We start from the raw sequence: 20,655 nt of genomic DNA, 5'->3' as shown, positions 1-20,655 counted from the left end.
CGTGTCAAGACACCAACTACTGTGGAGTGATCACCATGTCGGCACGTGCAGCCCTGATCACCGGCGGCACCAGCGGGATCGGGAAGGCGACCGCGCAGGTTCTGCACAGCCGTGGCTATCGCGTCGCGGTCACCGGACAACGTCCGGAAAGCGTCGCCCGGGCGCGCGAGGAGCTCCCCGAAGACGTCCTGGTCTTGCAAGCCGACGCGCGCTCGCTCGCTGACACCGACAGGGTGGTGTCCGAAGTCGGCGAACGATTCGGGAGTCTGACCACGCTGTACCTGAACGCCGGCGTCAGCCGGCCCGTGACTCTGGACGTCTGCGACGAAGCGGCCTTCGACGAGGTGTTCGCCGTCAACACCAAAGGGCAGTTCTTCACCCTGATCAAGGCGCTGCCGCTGCTGACCGACGGCGCTTCTGTCATTGTCACGGTGGGAATCGGAGCGACGCGAAGCCTGACCGGCAACAGCATCGCGGCCGGGTCGCACGGCGCGTTGCTGGCCATGATCCCGACGCTGGCCTTGGAGCTCGCCCCGCGCCGCATCCGGGTCAACGCCGTGAGCCCGGGATTCACCGACACCCCCATGACGCGGACCGCGCTCGGCACGGGATCTGACGACGTCCCCGCGACGATGGCGGAGATGGCGGAGAAGAACCCGTTCGGTCGCCTGGGCACGCCTGAAGACATCGCCGGGACCGTCGCGTTCCTGGCTTCGGACGAGGCCGCCTACGTCACCGGGCAGGAGATCGTGGTGTCCGGTGGCGCCGGGTTGGCCATCTGACCGAGCGCACGAGAAGACGAACCTTCAACGGCCGGCAGGATTCCGCATCTTGCCGGCCGTCTCATCACTGCAGCTGACTGACGAGTTTGTCGGCGGCGAGGGTGAGGGCTTCCGTGTAGCTGGGGAACTGGACGATGCCGTCGGCGAGATCGTCGATGGTGAGGTGGTGCCGGATGGCGAGGGCGGCGGTGTTGATCCACTCGCCGGCGAGCGGAGCGACGGCCCAGGCGCCGACGAGTGTGCGCCGCCGGCGGTCCGCGATCAGTGTGAAGGTGCCGTAGGGGTCCGTCTCGTAGGTGTAGGGGCGCGCGATCTCGTCGGCCAGCTGCAGGGTGGAGGCCACGATGTCGATCCCCTGGCCGCGGGCTGACGCGGGGGTGAGGCCCACGGCGGCGATCTCGGGCTGGGTGAACACCACGCGGGGGACGGCGGTGTAGTCGGCGACGCGTGGGCGGCCCAAGATGTTGTCGGCCACCACGCGGCCCTGGTAGGTGGCCACGTGGGTGAACAGCGCGACTCCGGTCACGTCTCCGACGGCCCACAGCCCGTCGCCGGCCCGGCAGTTTTCGTCTACTTCGATGTGCCCCCGGGACCCGGGCCGCACGCCGACGGCCTCCAGGTTCAGGGAGGCGGTGCAGGGAGTGCGACCGGTGGCGTTGACGAGGACATCCGTGTCCACAGTGGTGCCGTCATCCAGCTCGACGACGATCTCTTCGCCACGCCGGCCGGAAACGCGCCGGACGGTGTGCGCTCGGACGCCGGTCCGCACGTCGATTCCATCCGCGGTCAACAGCTCGGCGATCAAGTCGCCCAGTGCCGGATCTTCGCGGTCCAGCAAGCGCGAGCCGCGCTGCACGATGGTGACCTGGCTGCCCATGCGAGTCAGGAAATGGCCGAGTTCGATGCCGGTGGCGCCGCCGCCGAGGAAGGTCACTCGTTCCGGGATCCGGGTGAGGGTGGTCGTCTGGCGGTTGGTCCACACCGGCACGTCGGCCAGACCAGCGATCGACAGGTGGCTCGGAGCCGCGCCGGTGGCGATGACGACGTGGTCGGCGGTCAGCGTGCGGCCCTGGACCTCGACCTTGCCGGGCCCGACCAGGCGCGCGGTCGCCTTGATCACGGTGGCGCCGAGCTTGCGCAAACCGTCGACCTGGCCGGTGTCGTCGAGGTGGCGGACCATGAAGTCGCGGTAGTCACGCAACGTCGTCCACTCCAGACCCGGCCGCGTGAGCCCGGCGGTGCGCTCGGCTTCGGCGCGAGCTTCGGTGGAACGCAGCAGGGTCTTGGACGGGATGCAGGCCCAGTAGGCACATTCCCCGCCGATCAGCTCCTTTTCGATGACCGCGATCCGTTTTCCGCCGGCCAGGAGCCGGTAAGCGGTGGCTTCGCCGCCGGTGCCCATGCCGATCACGATCGCGTCGAAGTGTTCACTCATCAAGACCGCCATCCGATGGGTCTGTCCTGTCATTCCGGTCGTGGTCGAGGCGGGCTCCTCCCCCGTCGCACGAACCAGGCCCGAAAAGACTCGCGCAGCGGCGAACGGGCGATTCTCCGAGGAAAGGGAAACCGCTCAACACGGCGAGGTTCGGTCCTGAGACGTCCGGTTCAGCAGCGCCGCGGGTTCACCGCCGTCGACGAAAGCGTCGCGAGGGTGCTGCACCGACGCCAGCGAGAGGATGTCCCGGCCGAACAACCCGGCGGTCAGCCAGATCACGAGCACTCGGACCTTGCGTTCCCAGCTGGGCACGGCCAGCACGTGATAGCCACGATGCATCAGCCAGGCGATGGGCCCCTTGATCACGAGTCGCCGATACTGGAAGATCCCGTGACCGATGCCGAGCGTCGCGATGGAGCCGAGGCTGTGGTGACGGTAGTTCTTCGGCTTTCCGCTGCGCATGGTCGCGACGATGTTGCGCGCGAGCAGCTTGCCCTGGCGCACGGCGTGCTGGGCGTTGGGCACCGTGCGGGTGCCGGGGATCGGCGAGGTGAGGTCTTCGATCGCGGCGTCGTCGCCGGCGGCCCATGCGTCGGGTACTGGTTCGGCGTCGGTACCGACCCGCAGGTCCGGCCGGGCGACGACGAATCCACGCTCGTCCACCGGGAGGTCGGTGTGCTTTTCCACAACCGGGTTCGCCGCGTTGCCGGCCGTCCACACGATGAGCTCCGAATCGAACTCCTCGCCGGTGGAGAGCACCACGTGCCCACCGGTCATCGACCTGATCTGCGTGTCCAGGTGCACCTGCGCACCACGTCGTCGCAGGAAACGCACGACCCACCGTCCTGGCGAGTCGGTGACCTCGGGCAAGATCCGGCCCGACGCTTCGACGAGGTGGAACCGAAGCTCGTCGCGATGCAGTTCGGGATAGCGCTTCAGCAGCGCGGTCGCCAGCGACAGCAGCTCGGCGAAGCCCTCGACGCCGGAGAACCCGCCCCCGACGAAAGTGGCGGTGAGCAGCTTCTGCCGGTGCGGCCCCGGCGGCAGCACGGCCGCTCGGTCGAACGACGTCAGCAGCCGGTCGCGGATCGCGACCGCTTCCTCCACGTGCTTGAGGCCGATGGCCTGTTCGGCGATGCCCGGCACCGGGAACTTGCGGGTGACCGCGCCGGCGGTGACCACGACGACGTCGTAACCCTGTTCGAACGGGTCCCCGCCGGCGCGCCGGATCGTCACCGAACGGCGTTTGTGGTCGATCGCGTCGACCATCCCGGTGATGATCCGCGTGCGGTGGAGGTGGCGGCGCAGCGACACCGCGGCGTGCCGCGCCTCGATCGACCCGGCCACCACCTCGGGCAAAAACGGCTGATAGGTCATGTACGGCCGCGGGTCGACCACCGTCACTTCGGCCTCGTCCCGGCGCAGCTTCTTTTCGAGTTTCCATGCGGCGTAGAAGCCCGCGTAGCCGCCGCCGACGATCAAGATCTTGCGCATGAGGCCTCTGTTTCTCAAGTCCGCGGCCGAAGATGCCCTGGTCGAACTCGTTGCCCGGCAAGGCATCGAGCCATCGCACCCAGGCCGGGCATCGTGCGCACACCGCTCTGTTCGGGCTCAGTCGTGTTGCCCGATCCTCAGCGCCGTGCCGGCGACAGTTCTTACCCTGGATCTTGGATCTTCCAGCCGGCCTGTGGCGGCACCGCCTGCGACACCTCCCACAGCAGAGCCGCGGCATAGGTGCGGAACGGCGCCCACTGCCGGCCGAACCCTTCGTCCGCGCTGCCACACGCCCAAATCCGCCAGACAAGCTGGGCGAGCACCGGGTCGTCGACCGGCAGCACGTCGGGTCGGTGCAGGCGGCGGATCAGGAACAGGTCCGTCACATCACGGGGGATCCCGTACCGCGCAAGGATCTGCCGGACTTGGCAGTCGTTGCGCCCGACGAGGAGGTCCAGGTCGATGTCGCCGGCCAGCTGCGCCTGCGCGAGCCGCACCAGCCGCTCGGCGTCCGGCCGCGGCACACCCAGTGCGGTCAGCCGGCCGGCACCGAGGTCGGCGACCATCGCCGGAGACGGGTGGCCGCACGATGCACGGCAGATCTGCGTGTACACCGTGGAAGTCGAAGGCGCGCGGAACTGCCTCGCACCGAAGTAGCGAACCAGCGCCGGGAAATGGCCGCCGAGACCGGCTTCCTCCCGATGGCCGAACGGCTCCGGCCGGCCGAACCGGCGCACAAGACAGCGCATGACCGGGTCGCGCCCCGCCAGGTGGTCATAAGCGAGTTCCGACTCCGTGACAGCGGCACCGACCAAGACAGGTATATCCCGCGCGTGCAAACCGACCTTCATCGGACGCCTCCTGCTCACAGTTCAGTCCGTAGCCGGTGGACGTGGCGTTGTCCCACGCCTCGGCATGCCGAGCTCCGCGTTCCAGTCAGCCACACGAGCGCCCAGAACGGACCCGTACCGTCCCCGGGCCGCGCGGAACCCGTAAGTCACGCGGGGGCGCGGAGGACTCAGCCAGGTCCATATAGGACATCAGCGCGCCGGCATCGACACCGCGCGCCCGGATCCGCGCGCGCCGGATCCGGCGCCTCGCTGCTCAACCCGTCATCGCCGGGCTAGCTCCGAACGGTGTCCAGAAGCTCCAGCCACGCCCGGATGAACATCTCGAACCCGTCATCCTCGGCAGCGCGGTGCGCGGCGTCGGTCGCGGGCTCCTCCCCCGTGTCGCCGCAGCCGCCGATCGCGGCCGTTTGCCGGCCGGTGAAACTGTCGATCATAGCTCTCCGTCGCATGCCGAGAGTCGATGCTCGTTGATCCCCAGGAATTGACGGCAGCAGCTCAGGCGCGGCGGCCGTAGATCTGGGAATCCACGGGCCGCTCGGACTTCGGAAGCCCGCCGACCACGAGACGGTAGGAATCGATCACGAGCTCCTTCACCAGCTTCGCGCCGACGGTGCCCCCGCCTTCCACCGTGATCCAGTGCTTCTTGTTCATGTGGTAGCCGGGGGTGATGTCCGCGTGCTGCTCACGCAGGGCGGTGGCGTTGTCCGGATCTGCTTTCACGACCACCACCGGGTGCCCCGGCAGATCGGTCATGAGCATGAAGACCTTGCCGCACACCTTGTAGAGGTCCCAATCGGGGCCGAAACGATGCTCGAGGTCGGCGCCGGGCAGTTCCACACCGCAGTCGCCCGCGATCTTCTGCAGCTTGTCGCCGTCCAAGGTGACCAACTCCTTTGTCGATTCGGCTTCGATCGCCACGTACTCAGCTACCGCGACAGCGGAGGTTCTTACTGCGGAGGCCATCAACCGGGCAGCACCGCGAATTGGATCGGCCCGAGTCGGAGGTGGGCGGATGCGCTCACCCCCGACTCGGGCGCCGGGGTGGTGTCGGAGTCACTCCATCACGACGGTGACCGCTTTGGTCTGGGTGTAGGACAGCAACTCGTCCACTGACTCTTCACGGCCGACGCCGGATGCCTTGACACCGCCGAACGGGAGGCCCCAGTAGTGTCGTGAGCTCCCGTTGATCCACACGTAACCGGCCTCCAGCTCACGGGCGATCCGATGGGCACGGGTCACGTCGCTGGTGAAGACACCCGCGGTCAGTCCGTATTCGCTGCTGTTGGCGATGGCGACGGCCTCGGCTTCGTCTCGAAAGGTCAGCACCGTCAGGACCGGGCCGAAGATTTCGGCCACCGCCGCCGGGTTGTCGGGCGAAACACCCGCCAGCACCGTCGGAGAGAGGTACCACCCATCCGGACCGACGGTGTCGGGGCGACCGCCTCCGGCCAGCGCCTTGCCACCGGCGGTGGTCGCCGCGGTGATGGCGTCGACGGATTTGTCGTACTGGTTACCGGAGATCACGGGACCCATCTGCGTGTCCGCGTCCAGCGGATGGCCGACGCGAATCGACCGGACCTGGTCGACGACCGCGTCGATGACCTGATCGGCAACCGATTCGTGGAGCAGCAGCCGGCTGGTCGAACCGCAGGACTGGCCGGCGGTGGCCGTGTAGTTCATCCCGAACACCGCACTCTCGACCGCTCGATCGAGATCGGCGTCGGGCAGGACGATCAGTGCGTTCTTGCCACCGAGTTCGAGGCTGACGTACTTCACGCCGGCCTCCGCGGCGGAGCGCTGGATCATCCGACCGGTGTCGGGCGCGCCGATGAATCCGATACGCCGGATGAGAGGGTGCGCGACGAGCGCGGCGCCGCTGACCGACCCCCGGCCACTGATGACCGCACAAAGGTCGGGGCCGAAGACTTCGGCGGCCAGCTCCGCCATCCTCAGCGCGGACAGCGGCGTTTGATCGGGAGCCTTGAGCACAACCGCGTTGCCCGCGACCAGTGGCGCGGCGACTTTGGAGGCGGCGAAGAACAGCGGGTGATTGAACGGCACGATTCGGGCAACGACACCGTACGGCTCCTGCAGGCTGTAGTGCAGGTTGCCCGACAACGGGTAGGTGGATCCTCCGAGCTGCAGAGCGTGGTCGGCCATGATGTCCACGATCGTCGCCGCGGCGCCGACGTCAGCCCGCATCACAGGCAGCGGGAAGCCCGCGTCGATCGCGTCGATCGTCGCCAGCTCTTCCTCGTGCGCACGCAGGAGCTCGGCGAAGGCGCGAACCTTCGCCGCGCGGGCGCGCACGGGCAGCTTCGCCCATTGCAGCTGGGCTTCGGCCGCGGCGCGGACGATCTCGTCGACCTCCTCTGCCGAACAGTCGGGTGCGTCGGTCAGGCGCCGTCCGGTCGTGGGGTCTTCGATCTGGTATCGGTTCCGGGTCGGCATCGGGCGGCCGTGCAGGCGCACCTCCCACGCGCGGTCGACGACGGCGGAGAGCTGATCGTGCGGGCTCATGTGACGAGTCCTTTGCTGGTGGGAGAGATCATCGGTGGAGCAACCCGCCGCTGACCGACAGGACCTGTCCGGTCATGAAACGGCTGTCGTCCGAGAGCAGGAACGCGACCACACCGACCATGTCCTCGGGCCCGGCATCCCGGTGGAGGGCTTGCGCGGCGTGCATCGCCTCCTTTTGAGCGGCCGAGACGGTGCCGCGAGGGACCTCGGTGTAGGTGGGCCCGGGTGAGATCGCGTTCACGCGGATTCCGTCGGTGCCCAGTTCGCGGGACATCGAGTACGTCATTCCGGTGACGCCGGCCTTGCTCGCGGTGTAGTGCAGGTACCCGGCTCGCCCCAGCCAGACCGCGTCGGAAGCGACGTTGACGATGCTCGAATCACCGCCCAGGCGCAGGGCGGGAAGCAACGCGCTGGTCAGCAGGAACGGCCCGCGGAGGTTGACGGCCATCAGTCGGTCCCACTCCTCGATCGGGATCTCCCAGAACGGACGCATCACGATCGTGGAGAAGATGGCCGCGTTGTTCACCAGCCCGTGCAAGGCGCCGAACTCGCTGCTGACGAACCGGGCGAAGTCCGAACACGAAGCGGGATCAGCGACGTCCAGGTAGTGGAAGCAGGCCTTGCCGCCGGCGTCTGCGATCTCGGTAGCGACTCTTTCTCCGGCCTCGGCGTTGATGTCGGCGATGACGACGGTTCCTCCGTCCGTCGCGACCCGTTGGGCGTAGGCCCGACCGAGGCCCTGACCTCCGCCGGTGACCACGATCGTGCGGCCCGCCAGTCCTGCGTTCATGCGTCCACCGCCAGGGAGCGGTGCCGTGAAGACGGTTCGTCACCCGGCACGATCTCGGCTTGGAGCTGGGTCAGGCAGGTCGGGCAGAAGGTTTGCCGGAAGACCACCGGACGGTCGGTGAACCGGCTCGCGTTCTCCCGGACGGACGGTCCGGCGGTGGCCGGTGCTGTTTCCCGAACGCGGGCCTCGCGCAGCGGTTGTGCAGCGTCGCCGAGGACCTGCCCGCAGTGCCGGCAAACGACCCGCCCGTCGGGCAGCTGTTCGAGGTTGTCGTCGATGAAGAGTGTCACGCGGTGGCCTCCGTGCGATCGTCGTCCAGTCCGGCGCGGCTGCGCCGGAGTGCGCTGCGGCGGTTTCGGGTGCCCTCGTCGTCCACAGTGCCGTCCGGTCCGAGGACGACGCCGTAGACATCGGCGGCACCCGTCGGGGAGACTTTGTGTGCGAGAACGTCGGCCGAGACCGCGGAAGGGTCGCGCAGCAGTGGATCTCCGTATCCGCCGCCGCCCTGCCAGTGCGTGAAGTACACGTCCTCCTCGCCCAGTTCGGTCTCGTGGTGAGTCGGCAGCACATCAGGTGTACCGCCGAGGTCCGCGAGCGACGCCGGGATGTGTCCCCCGGCCAGGTCGGCGCGCACCGTGGTCGACCGCAGCAGGACGTCGTGCTGTGTTCCGGCGGGCAGTCCACCGGAGAGCCCCCCGGCCAGGGGCAGCGCTTTGCCTGGCGCGGAGACGACAAGATGCACGCCGCCGAGTGGGCTGTCATACGGGATGAAGCAACTCGAAGCGCCGACGCCGCCTCGGTACCGGCCCGGGCCGCCTGAGTCTGCCTCTTCGCGGCGCCACAGGTAGAGCATCGGAAAGCTGAACTCGTTCATCTCGACATCGGCGACGCGTCCCATGGGGATGCAGGCCAGACCGCCGGTGTCCACGCCGTCGGAGTGGGTTCGGGCGCCGAGGCCGCCCGCCATCGAATCGCAGAGCATGGTGACGAAGCCACCCCCGCGTTGGTCGACCCCGGCGAGCAGGGCGAAGTCCCAGGTGCCGCAACAGACGCTCATCAACCGCTCACGGTGCTGCGGGTGAGCGTCGAGCAGGCCGGCGAGACATTCGGTGACGACGTTGGTCGTGGCCCACGCGGAGGCGACCGATGCCTTGCCGATTCCCGCCGGGAAGGTGCAGTTGTTGATCGTGCCGGGTTCGCTGACGATCTCCAGGCATCGGTAGAGCCCGCCGGGTGCCCAGGGGATGTCGCCGCACAACGTGGTCAGCAGAACCGGCATGATGCCACCGCGCAGACCTGCGTACGTGCAGTTGATCAGTCCGTCGACCTGCGGATCGGTGCCGGTGAAGTCGAACGTGAGCCGGTCACCGGTCTTGGTGAGGGTGCACACGATCTTGTAGATGCCGCGGTCGCCGGATCGAGCGGAGTCCTGGTGCGCCACGGAAGTCCACGAACCGTCGGGAAGTTCGGACAGTTTTCTCCGCAGCCGGGTCTCGGCGTCGTTCAGCACGCGGCGCATGACGGCTTTGACCGTGGCGGCACCGTACTTCTCGCACAACGTCCGCAGACGCTCGTGCGCGACGTTGTTGGCGCCGATCTTGGCCCGCAAGTCGAGGGCGACCAGCTTGGGGACGCGCGAGCGTCGCAGGTACATGTCCTCGATGTCATCGCGGATCTCGCCGCCTTCGACGATCTTGACGGGAGGCGTCGGCACGGACTCCCAGAACACGTCGGTGGCGCCGACCGACCAGCTGCCCGGCGAGACGCCGCCGAGGTCGACCTGGTGCGCGACGGCCCCGGTCCAGGCGAACAGTTCACCGTCGATGAACAGCGGTGCGAACAGGCTCACGTCGTTCTGGTGCAGGCCGCCGCCGACCCAGGGGTCGTTGCACAGGAACATGTCACCGGGGCGGATCCCGGGGCGCGCGGCACGGTGACGTAGCGTCCAGTTGGCGGCCATGTCGAGGGAGGCGGCCAATTCCGTGTTGTAGAGACCGACCTGGACGACGTCACCGACCTCGTCCATGATCGCGGCGTCGAAGTCGTTGCAGTCGGTGACCACGACCGAGCCGGACATGCGTTTGAGGGCTTCCCCCATCTCCTCGGTGATCGAGGTGAGGCGGTGGCGGACTACCTCGTAGGTGAGGGGGTCGAGACCGTCCACCACGGACTGGTCGACGTCGTGCAGGCGCACGGCGTCGCCGACGACCCGGCGGGTCTCGGCGGGAGACGTGGGCAGGTTCGCGAATTCCTCGGAACCGGAAACGGGGATGACGGGCATCGGCGCGGTCCTCTCAGGCCTTGGTGTAGCTGATGACGAGGTTGCCGAGCCGGTCGACGCGGCCGATGCAGCCTTCGGGCAGGGCGACAGTCGTGGTCGGGGCCTCGACGATGGCGGGGCCCTTGAGTTCCTGACCGGCCGCGAGATCGCGGTAGTCGAAGATGTCGGCGGCCTGCCAACCGCGGCGCGCGTCGAGGAAAACCTGGCGGGTACTGGATGAGACGGGCGCTGCGGTGGCGACGCCGACCTCACCCAGCCGTGGGCGGATCGGCAGCTCACCGACCGCCTGCGTGCGGTAGGTGATCAGCTGCAATCCTGCCTCGGAGAACCCGGACCCCTTGCCGTACAAGCGTTCGTAGAGTTCACCGAAGGCAGTGGTGACATCCTCCAGGCCGGCGGTATCGACGGCCTCGGCCGGCACCGGTGTCGGGACCTCGGCGAGCTGCATCGTGTACCGGAGGTCGACTTCGTTGCGGTAGGTGACGTTGCCGAACCGCAGCTTCTGCGCGCCCAGCCGATCGTCCAGCTCCGAACGCAGCTGCGCGAACGCTCCGTTGAAGTCCTCGACGGGGTTGGGGAAGTTGCTCGGCGACGACAGCTCGGCGGTGAGCACGATGTCCGACGCGGCCAGGCCGTAGGCGGAAAACACCGCGGCGGTCGGCCCGAGCGGGACCACCACTTCCGCGACATCGAGGTCGGCCGCGTAGCTCGCGCAGTGCATGGGGCCGGCGCCGCCGAAGGCGTAAAGCGCGAAATCGCGCGGGTCCTGGCCGGAAGTGACGACGACTTTGCGGACGAGGTCGGCGGTCTGGGCGTTCTGGATGGCGTAGATCGCGGCCGCGGCGTCGTCGACGGACAGGCCCAGTGGCTCGGCGATGTGCGTCCGCACTGCCTCGGCCGCGAGGTCCTTGGACAGCTTTTTGCGGCCACCGAGGAAGTTGTCCGGGTTGATGATGCCGAGCAGCAGGTCGACGTCGCTGACGGTCGGTTCGGTACCGCCTTCGCCGTAGCACGCCGGGCCCGGCCGTGCGCCGGCGCTGCGCGGGCCCACCCGCAGGTTGAGTCCCGGGTCGACCCAGGCGATCGCGCCGCCGCCGGCTCCGATGGTGTGGACGTCGACCATCGGCACGTTCAGCTGGTACTGGTTGAGCACCGTGCTTGTCGTGGCCACCGGTTCACCGTCGACGACGAGGCCGGCGAGGAACGTGGTGCCGCCCATGTCGGTGGAGATCACGTTGCGATGGCCCAGCGCCTGAGCCAGGCGGGTGCAGCCCACCACTCCTCCGGTCAGGACGGAGCCGATCGTCGTGATCGCCCGCGACGGTGCGTCACCGGAATCGACGCAGCCGCCCGAACCCTGCATCACCAGCAGCGAACCGCCGAAGCCGCGATCGCGCAGCTCTGCCTCCAACGGCCGCAGGTAGTCCCGCAGTCGCGGGCCGACCTGGGTGTTCATGATGGTGGTGGCGCTGCGGGCGTACTCGCGGATCCGTGGGCTCACGTCGCAGGAGAGCGCCACGTACAGCTCGGGTGCCTCCTCGGCGATCAACTCACCCACCCGCCGCTCGTGCGCGTCGTTGCGGAAGCTCCACAGCAGCGAAACGGCGATCGCCTGTGCGCCGGCGGCGACGAGTTCGCGGATCGCGATCCGGGTTCCCGCTTCGTCGAGGGCCACGACCTCGTGTCCCTTGTGGTCGATGCGCTCGTCGATCTCCCGGATGAGCTGCGGCGGCACGAGCGGCTTGGGTTTGTTCGTCAGCACCATGTCCTGGACCTCGTCCGAGCCGAGCCCGGCGTAGCGCCCTTCCAGGTTCATGATGGCGATCGAGTCCGCGTGACCGCGGGTCGTGAGGAACCCGACGGTGGCGACATCTCCCGTGACCAACGCGTTCAACGTCGACGTTGTGCCGTGGACGATGTAGTGGGTGTTGGCGAGCAGAGCCGCGGTGTCGACCTCGAGCGCTCCGGCCAGTTCGTCCAGAACCGTGAGAAATCCCCGGGAGAAGTCCGGTGGGGTCGACGGAGTCTTGGTCGCGGCAACCCGTCCCGATTCGTCCGATGCGAAGGCGTCCGTGAACGTTCCTCCGATGTCGATGCCGATTACGTACGCCACGGAGCGCTCCCTCTACTCAACGTTGACTAGGGCCCCACATCTGGGTGGCTACACGGTAACTACGGTTGACTCTGCTGTCCAGTAACTGTCTCTGTCAGACAGAGTTATATTCGGGCTAGCGCACCCCTGGCGCATCCGGGTTGGCAGCCAAGTTGGTGAATGTCATCAATGGCATGCACTCAGTCAGTCGCTGCGACCGGATCCTCAATGCGGCTTGTGTGTCCACGAGACACGAACAGGTGAACTGCCCACGCCGGAGCTGTTCGGTCAGCGACAGTGTGCCCGGCAAGGCATTCAGGACAGGAGCGATGCGGCCTCGATAAGGTCGCGTTTGAGCCGTCCGCCGATTTGCCGAAGTTCATTGCGCGAAGTGCGACTCAGCGGTATCAAGACGTCCACGGCGAACCGGAAGGGCAAGTTCTTAGACGCGAGCGGCCGCCACGGACGCGTCACGAGCATCGCCTGCCCCGCCGAGGTGCGCCCCGCGGGCATCGCCTGACCCAGTCGGGACGCGCACTCCAAGATTTCCAGAGTCGACTTCTTCAAAGCAGAGCCCTGCGGGTCGCGTCAGCAGCCATTTACCGGCAGGCTGCGCCGCTCGAGCAACCACAGAGCAGGTGAAGGGCGGATCGAGGACTGACAGTGGCTACTGCCACTGACGAGTGACAGGGCTACGAGCAGGACGGCACTGCCCGACCTCTCGGGTTGTATCGCCCTTCACGTCGAGTGGAAGCGAACCTGGCCGAGGGCCATGTCGAGCGAGGCGCGCAATTGATCGGCGTCCTGAGTGGTATGCGCCAGCAGATAACCTCCTTGCAGGGCAGCGATGACGCCGACGGCAAGGACTTCCGGCGCCACATCGGAATCGAGCTCGCCGGCGGCCTGGATGCGCGACAAGGCCGAGGCGAGCAACCCCTGCCACCGGGAAAACGCTGTGGCGAGGGCGAGCCGGCCACGATCGTGGCGGTGAGCGAGGTGGTAGATGAGCGAGCCGAGAGGGCAACCGCCTTGCGCCGCGCACGAATCGAGCAGCCGCGACTGCCACTGTTCGAGGTCCGTGAGGCGTTCGACTGCGTTCAGACTGGGGCGCTGCGCCCGCAAGACGACCTCGAGCTGGGCCTCGACGATCGCCTCCACGATCCGGCCGGAGTCGGGAAACAGCTGGTTGAGCTCGGCCTGAGTCACGCGAGCGGCAGCATGAACACGCGCCGCGGTGAGCGAGCCGACGCCTTCGCGCAGCAGGAGCGTGGTCGCCGCTGCCACGACGCGCGCACGGGGTCCCGGCTCGGAATTGTCGCGACTCGGGCGGGGCCTGTCATACCAGTCGGCCGTCATGGTGGCAACAGTAGCCGCCCTCGTTCCAGTGGGGGACTTCCCCCTGAGCAATCAGGGTCCATATGGTCCACTTCTTACCCGCTGAGGGCAAGACAGTAGATTCGAACCCAACCTCGGCCGCGCGGCCGAGGCACCCGGTCGAGGTTGAGTTCCCCGCAATGGACTGTTAAGTCCACAAAGCGTGGACGTGATCCCAGCACACACAGAGAGGGAAGAGGTTCCGGATGAAGGCGATTGTGGTGACGGACGAGGCCGCGGGAAGGGCCGGGATGACACTGGTGGACCGGCCCGACCCCGACGTGGCGATGCTCGCCGACCTCGCCGGGGCGAACTACGGCGATGTCGTCGTCGAGGTTCACGCCTCGGGCTTCACCTGGGATGAGCTGTCGTGGCCCTCGACCTGGGTCGATCGCCGTGGCCGGGACCGGACGCCGTCGATCCCCGGACACGAGGTGGCCGGCGTGGTCACCGCGCTCAGCTACGGTGCCGCGGGATTGTCGGTCGGTCAACGGGTGTTCGGTCTCACGGACTGGACCCGCGACGGCACGCTGGCGGAGTACGCGATCGTTGAAGCACGCAATCTCGCGCCGCTGCCGGGCGACGTCGACTTCACGACCGGTGCAGGCCTTGTCATGGCGGGCCTCACCTCGTGGCAGGGGTTGTTCGTGCACGGCCGGCTGGAGGCGGGACAGAGCGTTCTGGTGCACGGCGCAGCCGGAGCGGTCGGGTCGATGGTGGCGCAGCTCGCGCGTGAGGCGGGTGCTTACGTTGTGGGCACGGGGCGCGAGGCCGACCGTGCGACGGCCCACGATTTCGGGGTGCAGGAGTTCGTCGATCTGGAGAACGACGCGCTGGAGGACGTCGGCAGTGTGGATCTGGTGTTCGATGTCTTCGGTGGTGACATCGGGTCGCGGTCGGCGGGTTTGGTTCGGGCCGGAGGCACGCTGGTGACGATCGCCGGCCCGCCGGAGACCCGGCCCGCCGACGGCCTGGCGGTCGACTTCGTCGTCGAGGCCGACCGTGCTCAGCTGGGTGAAATCGTGCAGCGGGTGCGAGACGGCCGGGTGCGCACGAACATCGGCACCGTGGCGAGCCTCGACGACGCCGTGGCCGCGTTCAACCCGACCGAGCGGAAAAAGGGCAAGACGATCATCCGCGTTCGCCCCTAACGAGCGCGGACGAAACCGGTTCCGACTCCCCTGCCGGCACCGTCAGCGACGCGACCTCGACGGTGTGGCCCCGCCAGCGTTCCCGCAGGACGTCCCGGCGACGGCTCGTGGTGAGACTCGCGGATCCGCCGAGCCTCACCACGAGCCCTGGCGTGCCCCGCTGCCCGCGAGCGAACCACTGAGTGCGGCCTTCAGCTTCCTTCTCGACGCGATGCCGAGCTTCCCGAAGATCTTGCCCATGTGCCACTCGACCGTGCGTGCGCTGAGGAACAGCTGCGCGGCGATTTCGGAATTGGTGCACCCTTCGGCCGCCAGCCGCGCGATGGTGACTTCCCGGCCGCTCAGCTGTTCCGCCGGCGACGCCACCCTCGCTTCCACGATGGCGCCGGCAGCGACGAGTTCGCGGCGCGCGCGTTCGGCGAAGCCGTCGGCGCGCACGCGCCGGAAGGTCGCCAAGGCCTGCCTCAGCTGGTCGGCTGCTTCGTCACGCCGGCGTTCCCGGTGCAGCCATTCGCCGTAGAGCAGCTGAGCTCTCGCCCGCAGCACGTCCACTTTGCCGCGCTCGAGGTGTTCGATGGCCGCGCGGTAGAGCCGGTCCGCGTGGGCGCCCTGGCTCAGCAAGGCCCGTGAGCGCGCCGCCACCCCGAGCGCCATCTCCGTACCGGTCGCGTCGGCCCGCGCCACGAGTTCCTCCATGGCGTCGGTGGCGATGCGGGTCTCGCCGCAGCGAGCCGCCGCTTCGACACGCTCGAGCAGGCCGTAGCCGTACATGCCGATGTCGTCGTACTCGACGGCCCAGTCGGTGGCGGCCAGCGCTTCGCGGTACTGCCCGAGGCTGTTGTGAAGCACGGCCGCGGCGTATTGCACGATCGGGATCACTCGGCCTTCACCCCGCGCATGGGCGCTGTGCAGGCTGGTCCGCACCAGCTCGAGCGTGTGCTCCTCCTGGCCGCGGTAGGCCGAGAGCACGGGCTCGATGTACTGCGGAGGCGGAGCACCGGTGGCCTGGGTGATGGCGTCGGACTCTTCGAGCAGCGTGGCCGCTTCGTCGAAGCGCCCTGCGTGCACGCACACGCCGGCGCGGTAGGCGAGTGCGACCGGCAGCAACCTCAGCACACCCTGCTCACGCAGGATCTGCACCTGCCTGGCGGCGAGGTCATCCCACGCCTGCTGATCCCACAGGTCCAAGGCGATTCGGCCGACGAGCCCGTACCAGCGCAGCCCCGCGTCCCCGGTGTCGGCGTCGTGGAGGAACTGGCGCACGGCCCGCATGAGCGACGGTGCCGCGGCTGTGTAGCCGTCGGTGAACCGCAGCACCAGTCCGTCGAGCAGCAGGTCGACGGCTCGAGGCGGAGACGGCGCGGGCGGGGCCGACCGCGCGGCGCAGGCCATCCCGGCTGGGCCGTCCTGTGCGCACGTGAGCCGACCGGCGAACACCGAAGCCACCATCGTCTCGAGGTAGGTTTCGCGCGAGAGCAACGGGTCGAGGTCTCGCAGGTGTTCCGCGGCAGACAGCAGCAACGCGGGCGCGTCGCGGCCACGGTTGAGGGAGAAGGCGATCTGCGCGCGAAGCAGCTCGACCTGGGCCTGCCGCATGAGGTCCGGCGGCGCCGCCTGCGCGTACGCGAGCAGCGTCAGCGCTTCGTTCGGAGCCCCGGCGTTGAGCTTCGTGCGTGCGGCCGCCAGTGCGCGGCGCCCGCGCTCGGCGGGATCCGGGGTCAGCTCGGTCGCCTGAGCCAGGAACGCCGACGCCGCGGACATCCCGCCGCGGGCTCGTGCCCGATCCGCCATCCGTTCCAGCTCGCCGGCGACCGCCTCATCGGGAACCGGCGTCGCCTGCCCGCGGTGCCACGCGCGATGCTCGCCATCCCCTCCCGGATCGATCGCGTCGGCAAGCGCCGCGTGCACCCGCCGGCGGTCGGTACGGCCGCCCGCCCCGTAGACGGCGGACCGGATCAGCGGGTGGCGGAACCGGACCCGAGGGCCGATGGTGATCAGCTCTGCCCTTTCCGCCGGTTCCGCCGCCGATTCCGGCACGCCGAGGAGTTCCGCGGCACGCCAGAGTACATCTGACTCCCCCACCGGGTCGGCCGAGGCGATGAGCAACAGGAGCCGGGTGTCCGCCGGTAGTACGGACAGCCGGGCGGCGAAGCTGCGTTCGATGCGTCGCGACATCGGTCGCTCTTCGCCCACCGATCCGAAACTTCCGGCGAACGCGGGCACGTTCGCCGAGCGCGGCAATTCCCGCAGCGCCAACGGGTTGCCCCGCGCCTCCGCGAGGATGCGCTCGCGCACCCGCTCGTCCATCGGACCGGGCACCGTCACTGCCAACAGTGCCCGTGCATCCCGGTCGCCAAGCCCGGTGAGCGCCAGGCCGGGCAGTCGCTCCAGGCCCGCCATGTCCGGATTCTGGTACCCGTCACGGATGGCGAAGATCATCGCCACCGGATCGACCCGCAGTCGGCGTGCGACGATCGACAGCGTCCGTATCGAGGCGCTGTCGAGCCACTGTGCGTCGTCGACCACACACACCAGCGGCTGCTCCGCAGCGACCTCTGCCAACAACGTCAGCACAGCCAGGCCCACCACGAACAAGTCCGGCGGGTTCCCGTTCGTCAGACCGAACGCAGTGGTCAGTGCCGCGCGTTGCGGAGCCGGCAGACGATCGAGCCGACCCAGATGCGGCGCACACACCTGGTGCAGTCCGGAGAAGGCGAACTCTGCCTCCGATTCGGCCCCGGCCACGTGGATGACCTGCAGATCGGCGGCCACCGCGACCGCGTGGTCCAGCAACGTGGTCTTGCCGACCCCCGCCTCGCCGCAAACCACGAGCACGGCGCTGCGTCCCCGCCTGACTTCGCCGACGACCTCGCCGACCACCTCGAGCTCGCGACGCCGGCCGAACAGCGTCGGAGCCGGATCGTCGCCCCTCACCGCGTCTCCCCAACGTCTGCTTCGAATCAGCATTTCGGTGTAGTCACGCACTCCGGTAGATATCGGTGCACAGCCGCGCCTCGTCAGTGATCGCCACGCCACGGCCCCTGGCACCACAACGCGTCGGCAACGGCCGGCTCAGCTGGTCGGACCCCACCTGCTGACGCGGATTCGCTGCACATCGACTCCGACCTCGAGAAGCAGGTTGGTGGCTCCGTCGCAAAAGCCCGCCGAGCCGCACACATAGACCTCGCGGTCGGACTCGACGAGAGGGCGAACATCCTCGGCCGTGAGGCGCCCCACGGGACGGGAGCTGCCCGCGGGCGCTTCGCGGGTGTAGACGACCGTCGTCTCCGGACCGGAGATCTCGTCCGCGTAGTACAGATCGGCGGGCGATCGGACGGACACGACAAGCCGCATCAGGTCGGGGCGGTTCGCGCGTCGCGCAAGCCGCAACATGGACATGAGCGGCACCACACCCGAGCCCCCGGCGAGGCCCAGGATCGGCGTGGCACCGTCCCACGAGAAGAACCTGCCGACCGGACCGCGGACCTCCAGGACGTCCCCGACTTCGACGACGTTGTGCAGAAACCCTGACACCTCACCGTCGGGCAGCATCTCGACCGTGATCTCGATGTCTTCCCCACCGGGGGAGCTCGCCACGGAGTAGTCGCGCTGGGCGTGGTAGCCGTCCGGCGCGGTCAGCCGGACGACGTAGAACTGGCCGGGCCGGTGTGTCCGCGGTTCGGTGAGCCGCAACCGGAAGGTCTTCGCGTGGGAAGCCTCCGGACCGATGGCGGCCACGACGGCGGTCTGCCAGGACGAAGAGGCCGGCATCAGTCCCCCTGGTAACGCTGCTCGAGCCACGGGTCACCGTGGTCGTGGTAGCCGTTTCGCTCCCAGAAGCCCTGCTCGTCCTCGGCCATGAACTTCAGTCCCGACACCCATTTGGCGCTCTTCCAGAAGTACAGGTGCGGCACCAGCAGCCGGGCCGGACCACCGTGGATGTCGTCCAGTGGCGCGCCGTTGACGTCCCACACCACCCAGGCTCGGCCGTCGACCACGTCCTCGATCGGCAGATTGGTGGTGTACCCGGTGTGCGAGCGCGCCATCACGTACGCCGCCTCGTCACGCACCCCGGTGATCTCCAGCAGGGTGTCGATGGAGACCCCGTCGAAGGTCATCCCGAACTTGGACCACGTCGTGACGCAGTGGATGGCGCCTTCGTACCGATCCGGTTCGAGTGCGTGGATCTCGTCCCAGGTCCAGCTGGTCGGCGTGTCGACGAGGCCGTCGATCGTGAAAGTCCAGTTCGCAGTGTCGATCGATGGAGTCGCCTCCGCGTGCAGCACCGGCCAGTCCTTGCCCGCGTCGTATTGACCCGGTGGCAGCCGAGGGTCTCGGCTGGACCGTTGACGCCCGATGAAGCCTCTCGTCGTTACCATGTCTGTCCACCTTTCTCATGCGTTCAGTGCCGGAGAGCTCCAGCACTCATTCCGGGACGATGTGAATGGCCGCTTCTTCGGCGGACGCCGCGGCGCCGTCCACACCCACGTCGGAGGCGAAGAGGTAGGGATACACCTCGTCGGCGTCCGGGTCTTCGACCAGCCGGCCCGCGCGCGCCTCTCCGACCTGGTCGTCGTACAGCTCCCCGTCCGTGTCGGACGCGTCCCCGAGCCCGTCACCCTCATCCGCGACGGGAAAGACGTCCGGCACTTCACGCCGGAGCCGCTTGCCGAGCTCCTCGTGGCCCGCGGCCTCCCGTGCCGTGAGCCCCCAGTCGAAGACCGCGGAGGGCCGTTCCGGCGGCGTGTACCCCTCGTCCAGGACGTCGGACACACCACGATCCACGAGGCTGTCCTCGGGATCCAGAACGCCGTCATCCAGGTCGACACCACCGTCGTACTCGTCAGTGTCGTCGCTCATGGAGTTCTCCCATCCGATCGGCCGCGCTGGTCGCGCGACCCTCACCGAGGTGGACTATATAGTCCGCATTGACGAACTGGCCGGCTTACCCGTGTGGGTCATCCGACAGCGTGTGGCCGCATCGAGCACTGCGGTCAGGAGATGAAGTCGTTGTCCACCAGGTAGGCGCGAATGTTGCGCCGGGCGTCGAACATCGCCTTGTAGATGGCGTTGCGGTTGGTTTCCAGTTTTGCAGCGAGGGCATCCATCGGGATGTTGTCGATGGCCACAGCGACGAAGACGCGGCGTTGGCGTTCGGTCAGTGCGCTCTCGATGGCATGAGCAAGGGCGGCCCGGAGTTCGATGGCCTGCACCTGGTGGGGCGGTTCGTCACCGACGGCGGCCCGAGCGCACTCGGCCGCGTCGTGGTCGAGAGACACTCGGTGGTCTCGCCAGAAGTGCCGGCCGACTTTCGTCGAGACCTCGAGAATGACGAATTTGAAGGCCCAGGTCTTGAACTGCGCGTCGCCGCGGAACTCACCGATCTTGCGGGTGATCCGCATGAGGGCGTCGGCGGCGGCCTGGTGGGCCAGGTCTTCGAGTTCGGGGCCGGTGAGCCGGAGGACCGGCGACCTGCGCGCGGCCTCCCTCCTGGCGATCTTGATGAGCATCGCGTGCAGCCGGCGACAGGCGTCTTCGAATGCCGGGCTGCCAGGACTCAACTCCCGGACCCAGACGGCGGACGCGGGATCGAAGCTCCGTCCATCGAGCAGGACTCGCTCGTCGACCTCCGAGGTGGTCACGTGAACCGGGGTTTCAGTCCGGTGTCAGCGGGGTATGTCGTCTGCACACGGGATACGGCCGGCGTCATGCCGCCCCACCCCCTCTCTCATGACCGTTATCAACATCTGAAATCCCCTGCCACGCCGTCACCGCTACTTGTCCGACAAGCACTGAACCGACTCGCACACCACGCACGGAGAGTCGGCAGACCGAGCCATGGCCTCGGTGTTCGAACCGCTTGGCGCGATGCCGTCAAGCCGGGC

The 20,655-nt window shown here is 68.2% G+C and carries 19 protein-coding genes; 3 read left to right on the top strand and 16 right to left on the bottom strand.

The window, feature by feature from the left end; genetic code table 11:
* Nucleotides 1–35 precede the first annotated feature (35 nt).
* Nucleotides 36–782, top strand: a complete 747-nt coding sequence (locus QRX50_RS24425) for an SDR family oxidoreductase (RefSeq protein ID WP_285974221.1) — start codon at nucleotides 36–38, stop codon at nucleotides 780–782.
* Nucleotides 783–846: 64 nt separating this feature from the next.
* Here QRX50_RS24425 and QRX50_RS24420 read toward each other — a convergent pair whose 3' ends face one another.
* The 10 genes from QRX50_RS24420 to QRX50_RS24375 form a co-directional block, all read right to left on the bottom strand.
* Nucleotides 847–2,217: a dihydrolipoyl dehydrogenase family protein gene (locus QRX50_RS24420; protein ID WP_285974220.1), complete on the bottom strand. Its 1,371-nt coding sequence runs from the start codon at nucleotides 2,215–2,217 to the stop codon at nucleotides 847–849.
* Between the two features lie 135 nt (nucleotides 2,218–2,352).
* A complete protein-coding gene (locus QRX50_RS24415; RefSeq protein ID WP_285974219.1) occupies nucleotides 2,353–3,711 on the bottom strand; it encodes an NAD(P)/FAD-dependent oxidoreductase in 1,359 nt (452 codons plus the stop codon).
* A 161-nt stretch (nucleotides 3,712–3,872) separates the two neighbouring features.
* Entirely contained in the window at nucleotides 3,873–4,562 is a 690-nt protein-coding gene (locus QRX50_RS24410) for a DNA glycosylase family protein (RefSeq protein WP_285974218.1), read from the bottom strand.
* Nucleotides 4,563–4,834: 272 nt separating this feature from the next.
* Entirely contained in the window at nucleotides 4,835–4,996 is a 162-nt protein-coding gene (locus QRX50_RS24405) for a hypothetical protein (RefSeq protein ID WP_285974217.1), read from the bottom strand.
* 61 nt (nucleotides 4,997–5,057) lie between these two features.
* Nucleotides 5,058–5,441 (bottom strand): MmcQ/YjbR family DNA-binding protein, encoded by a 384-nt coding sequence (locus tag QRX50_RS24400; protein ID WP_285974216.1) that lies wholly within the window; start codon nucleotides 5,439–5,441, stop codon nucleotides 5,058–5,060.
* 174 nt (nucleotides 5,442–5,615) lie between these two features.
* On the bottom strand, nucleotides 5,616–7,013 hold the full coding sequence (locus QRX50_RS24395; RefSeq protein ID WP_285974545.1) for an aldehyde dehydrogenase family protein: 1,398 nt from the start codon (nucleotides 7,011–7,013) through the stop codon (nucleotides 5,616–5,618).
* A 97-nt stretch (nucleotides 7,014–7,110) separates the two neighbouring features.
* Complete coding sequence (locus QRX50_RS24390) at nucleotides 7,111–7,872, bottom strand: SDR family NAD(P)-dependent oxidoreductase (RefSeq protein ID WP_285974215.1); 762 nt, start codon at nucleotides 7,870–7,872, stop codon at nucleotides 7,111–7,113.
* Nucleotides 7,869–8,162, bottom strand: a complete 294-nt coding sequence (locus QRX50_RS24385) for an acetone carboxylase subunit gamma (protein ID WP_285974214.1) — start codon at nucleotides 8,160–8,162, stop codon at nucleotides 7,869–7,871. The genes QRX50_RS24390 and QRX50_RS24385 overlap by 4 nt, the downstream gene beginning before the upstream one ends.
* On the bottom strand, nucleotides 8,159–10,153 hold the full coding sequence (locus QRX50_RS24380; RefSeq protein ID WP_285974213.1) for a hydantoinase B/oxoprolinase family protein: 1,995 nt from the start codon (nucleotides 10,151–10,153) through the stop codon (nucleotides 8,159–8,161). Before QRX50_RS24380 ends, QRX50_RS24385 begins: the two co-directional genes overlap by 4 nt.
* A gap of 13 nt (nucleotides 10,154–10,166) precedes the next feature.
* Nucleotides 10,167–12,266: a hydantoinase/oxoprolinase family protein gene (locus QRX50_RS24375; protein ID WP_285974212.1), complete on the bottom strand. Its 2,100-nt coding sequence runs from the start codon at nucleotides 12,264–12,266 to the stop codon at nucleotides 10,167–10,169.
* Nucleotides 12,267–12,636: 370 nt separating this feature from the next.
* Between QRX50_RS24375 and QRX50_RS24370 the strand changes: the two genes are divergently transcribed.
* Nucleotides 12,637–12,765, top strand: a complete 129-nt coding sequence (locus QRX50_RS24370; protein ID WP_285974211.1) for a hypothetical protein — start codon at nucleotides 12,637–12,639, stop codon at nucleotides 12,763–12,765.
* Nucleotides 12,766–12,983: 218 nt separating this feature from the next.
* On the opposite strand, the gene QRX50_RS24365 is transcribed toward QRX50_RS24370, so the two are convergent.
* The gene (locus QRX50_RS24365; RefSeq protein WP_285974210.1) at nucleotides 12,984–13,601 is read right to left on the bottom strand and encodes a TetR/AcrR family transcriptional regulator; all 618 of its coding nucleotides are present in this window, start codon (nucleotides 13,599–13,601) and stop codon (nucleotides 12,984–12,986) included.
* A 224-nt stretch (nucleotides 13,602–13,825) separates the two neighbouring features.
* On the opposite strand from QRX50_RS24365, the gene QRX50_RS24360 reads away from it, so the two are divergent.
* A complete protein-coding gene (locus QRX50_RS24360; RefSeq protein ID WP_285974209.1) occupies nucleotides 13,826–14,770 on the top strand; it encodes an NADP-dependent oxidoreductase in 945 nt (314 codons plus the stop codon).
* Nucleotides 14,771–14,905: 135 nt separating this feature from the next.
* On the opposite strand, the gene QRX50_RS24355 is transcribed toward QRX50_RS24360, so the two are convergent.
* From QRX50_RS24355 to QRX50_RS24335, 5 genes are all read right to left on the bottom strand, one after another.
* Complete coding sequence (locus QRX50_RS24355) at nucleotides 14,906–17,806, bottom strand: ATP-binding protein (protein ID WP_285974208.1); 2,901 nt, start codon at nucleotides 17,804–17,806, stop codon at nucleotides 14,906–14,908.
* 36 nt (nucleotides 17,807–17,842) lie between these two features.
* Nucleotides 17,843–18,541, bottom strand: coding sequence for an FAD-binding oxidoreductase (locus tag QRX50_RS24350; RefSeq protein ID WP_285974207.1), 699 nt, complete (start codon nucleotides 18,539–18,541; stop codon nucleotides 17,843–17,845).
* Entirely contained in the window at nucleotides 18,541–19,149 is a 609-nt protein-coding gene (locus tag QRX50_RS24345) for a sulfite oxidase-like oxidoreductase (RefSeq protein WP_285974206.1), read from the bottom strand. Before QRX50_RS24345 ends, QRX50_RS24350 begins: the two co-directional genes overlap by 1 nt.
* 46 nt (nucleotides 19,150–19,195) lie before the next feature.
* Nucleotides 19,196–19,630: a DUF5709 domain-containing protein gene (locus tag QRX50_RS24340; protein ID WP_220242465.1), complete on the bottom strand. Its 435-nt coding sequence runs from the start codon at nucleotides 19,628–19,630 to the stop codon at nucleotides 19,196–19,198.
* Between the two features lie 134 nt (nucleotides 19,631–19,764).
* A complete protein-coding gene (locus tag QRX50_RS24335; protein WP_285974205.1) occupies nucleotides 19,765–20,412 on the bottom strand; it encodes an RNA polymerase sigma factor in 648 nt (215 codons plus the stop codon).
* Nucleotides 20,413–20,655 lie beyond the last annotated feature (243 nt).

The sequence above is a fragment of the Amycolatopsis sp. 2-15 genome (assembly GCF_030285625.1).
Classification (GTDB): Bacteria; Actinomycetota; Actinomycetes; order Mycobacteriales; family Pseudonocardiaceae; genus Amycolatopsis; species Amycolatopsis carbonis.
The sequence above is the reverse complement of the archived record's forward strand: the minus strand, read 5'-3'. Positions and strand labels throughout refer to the sequence as shown.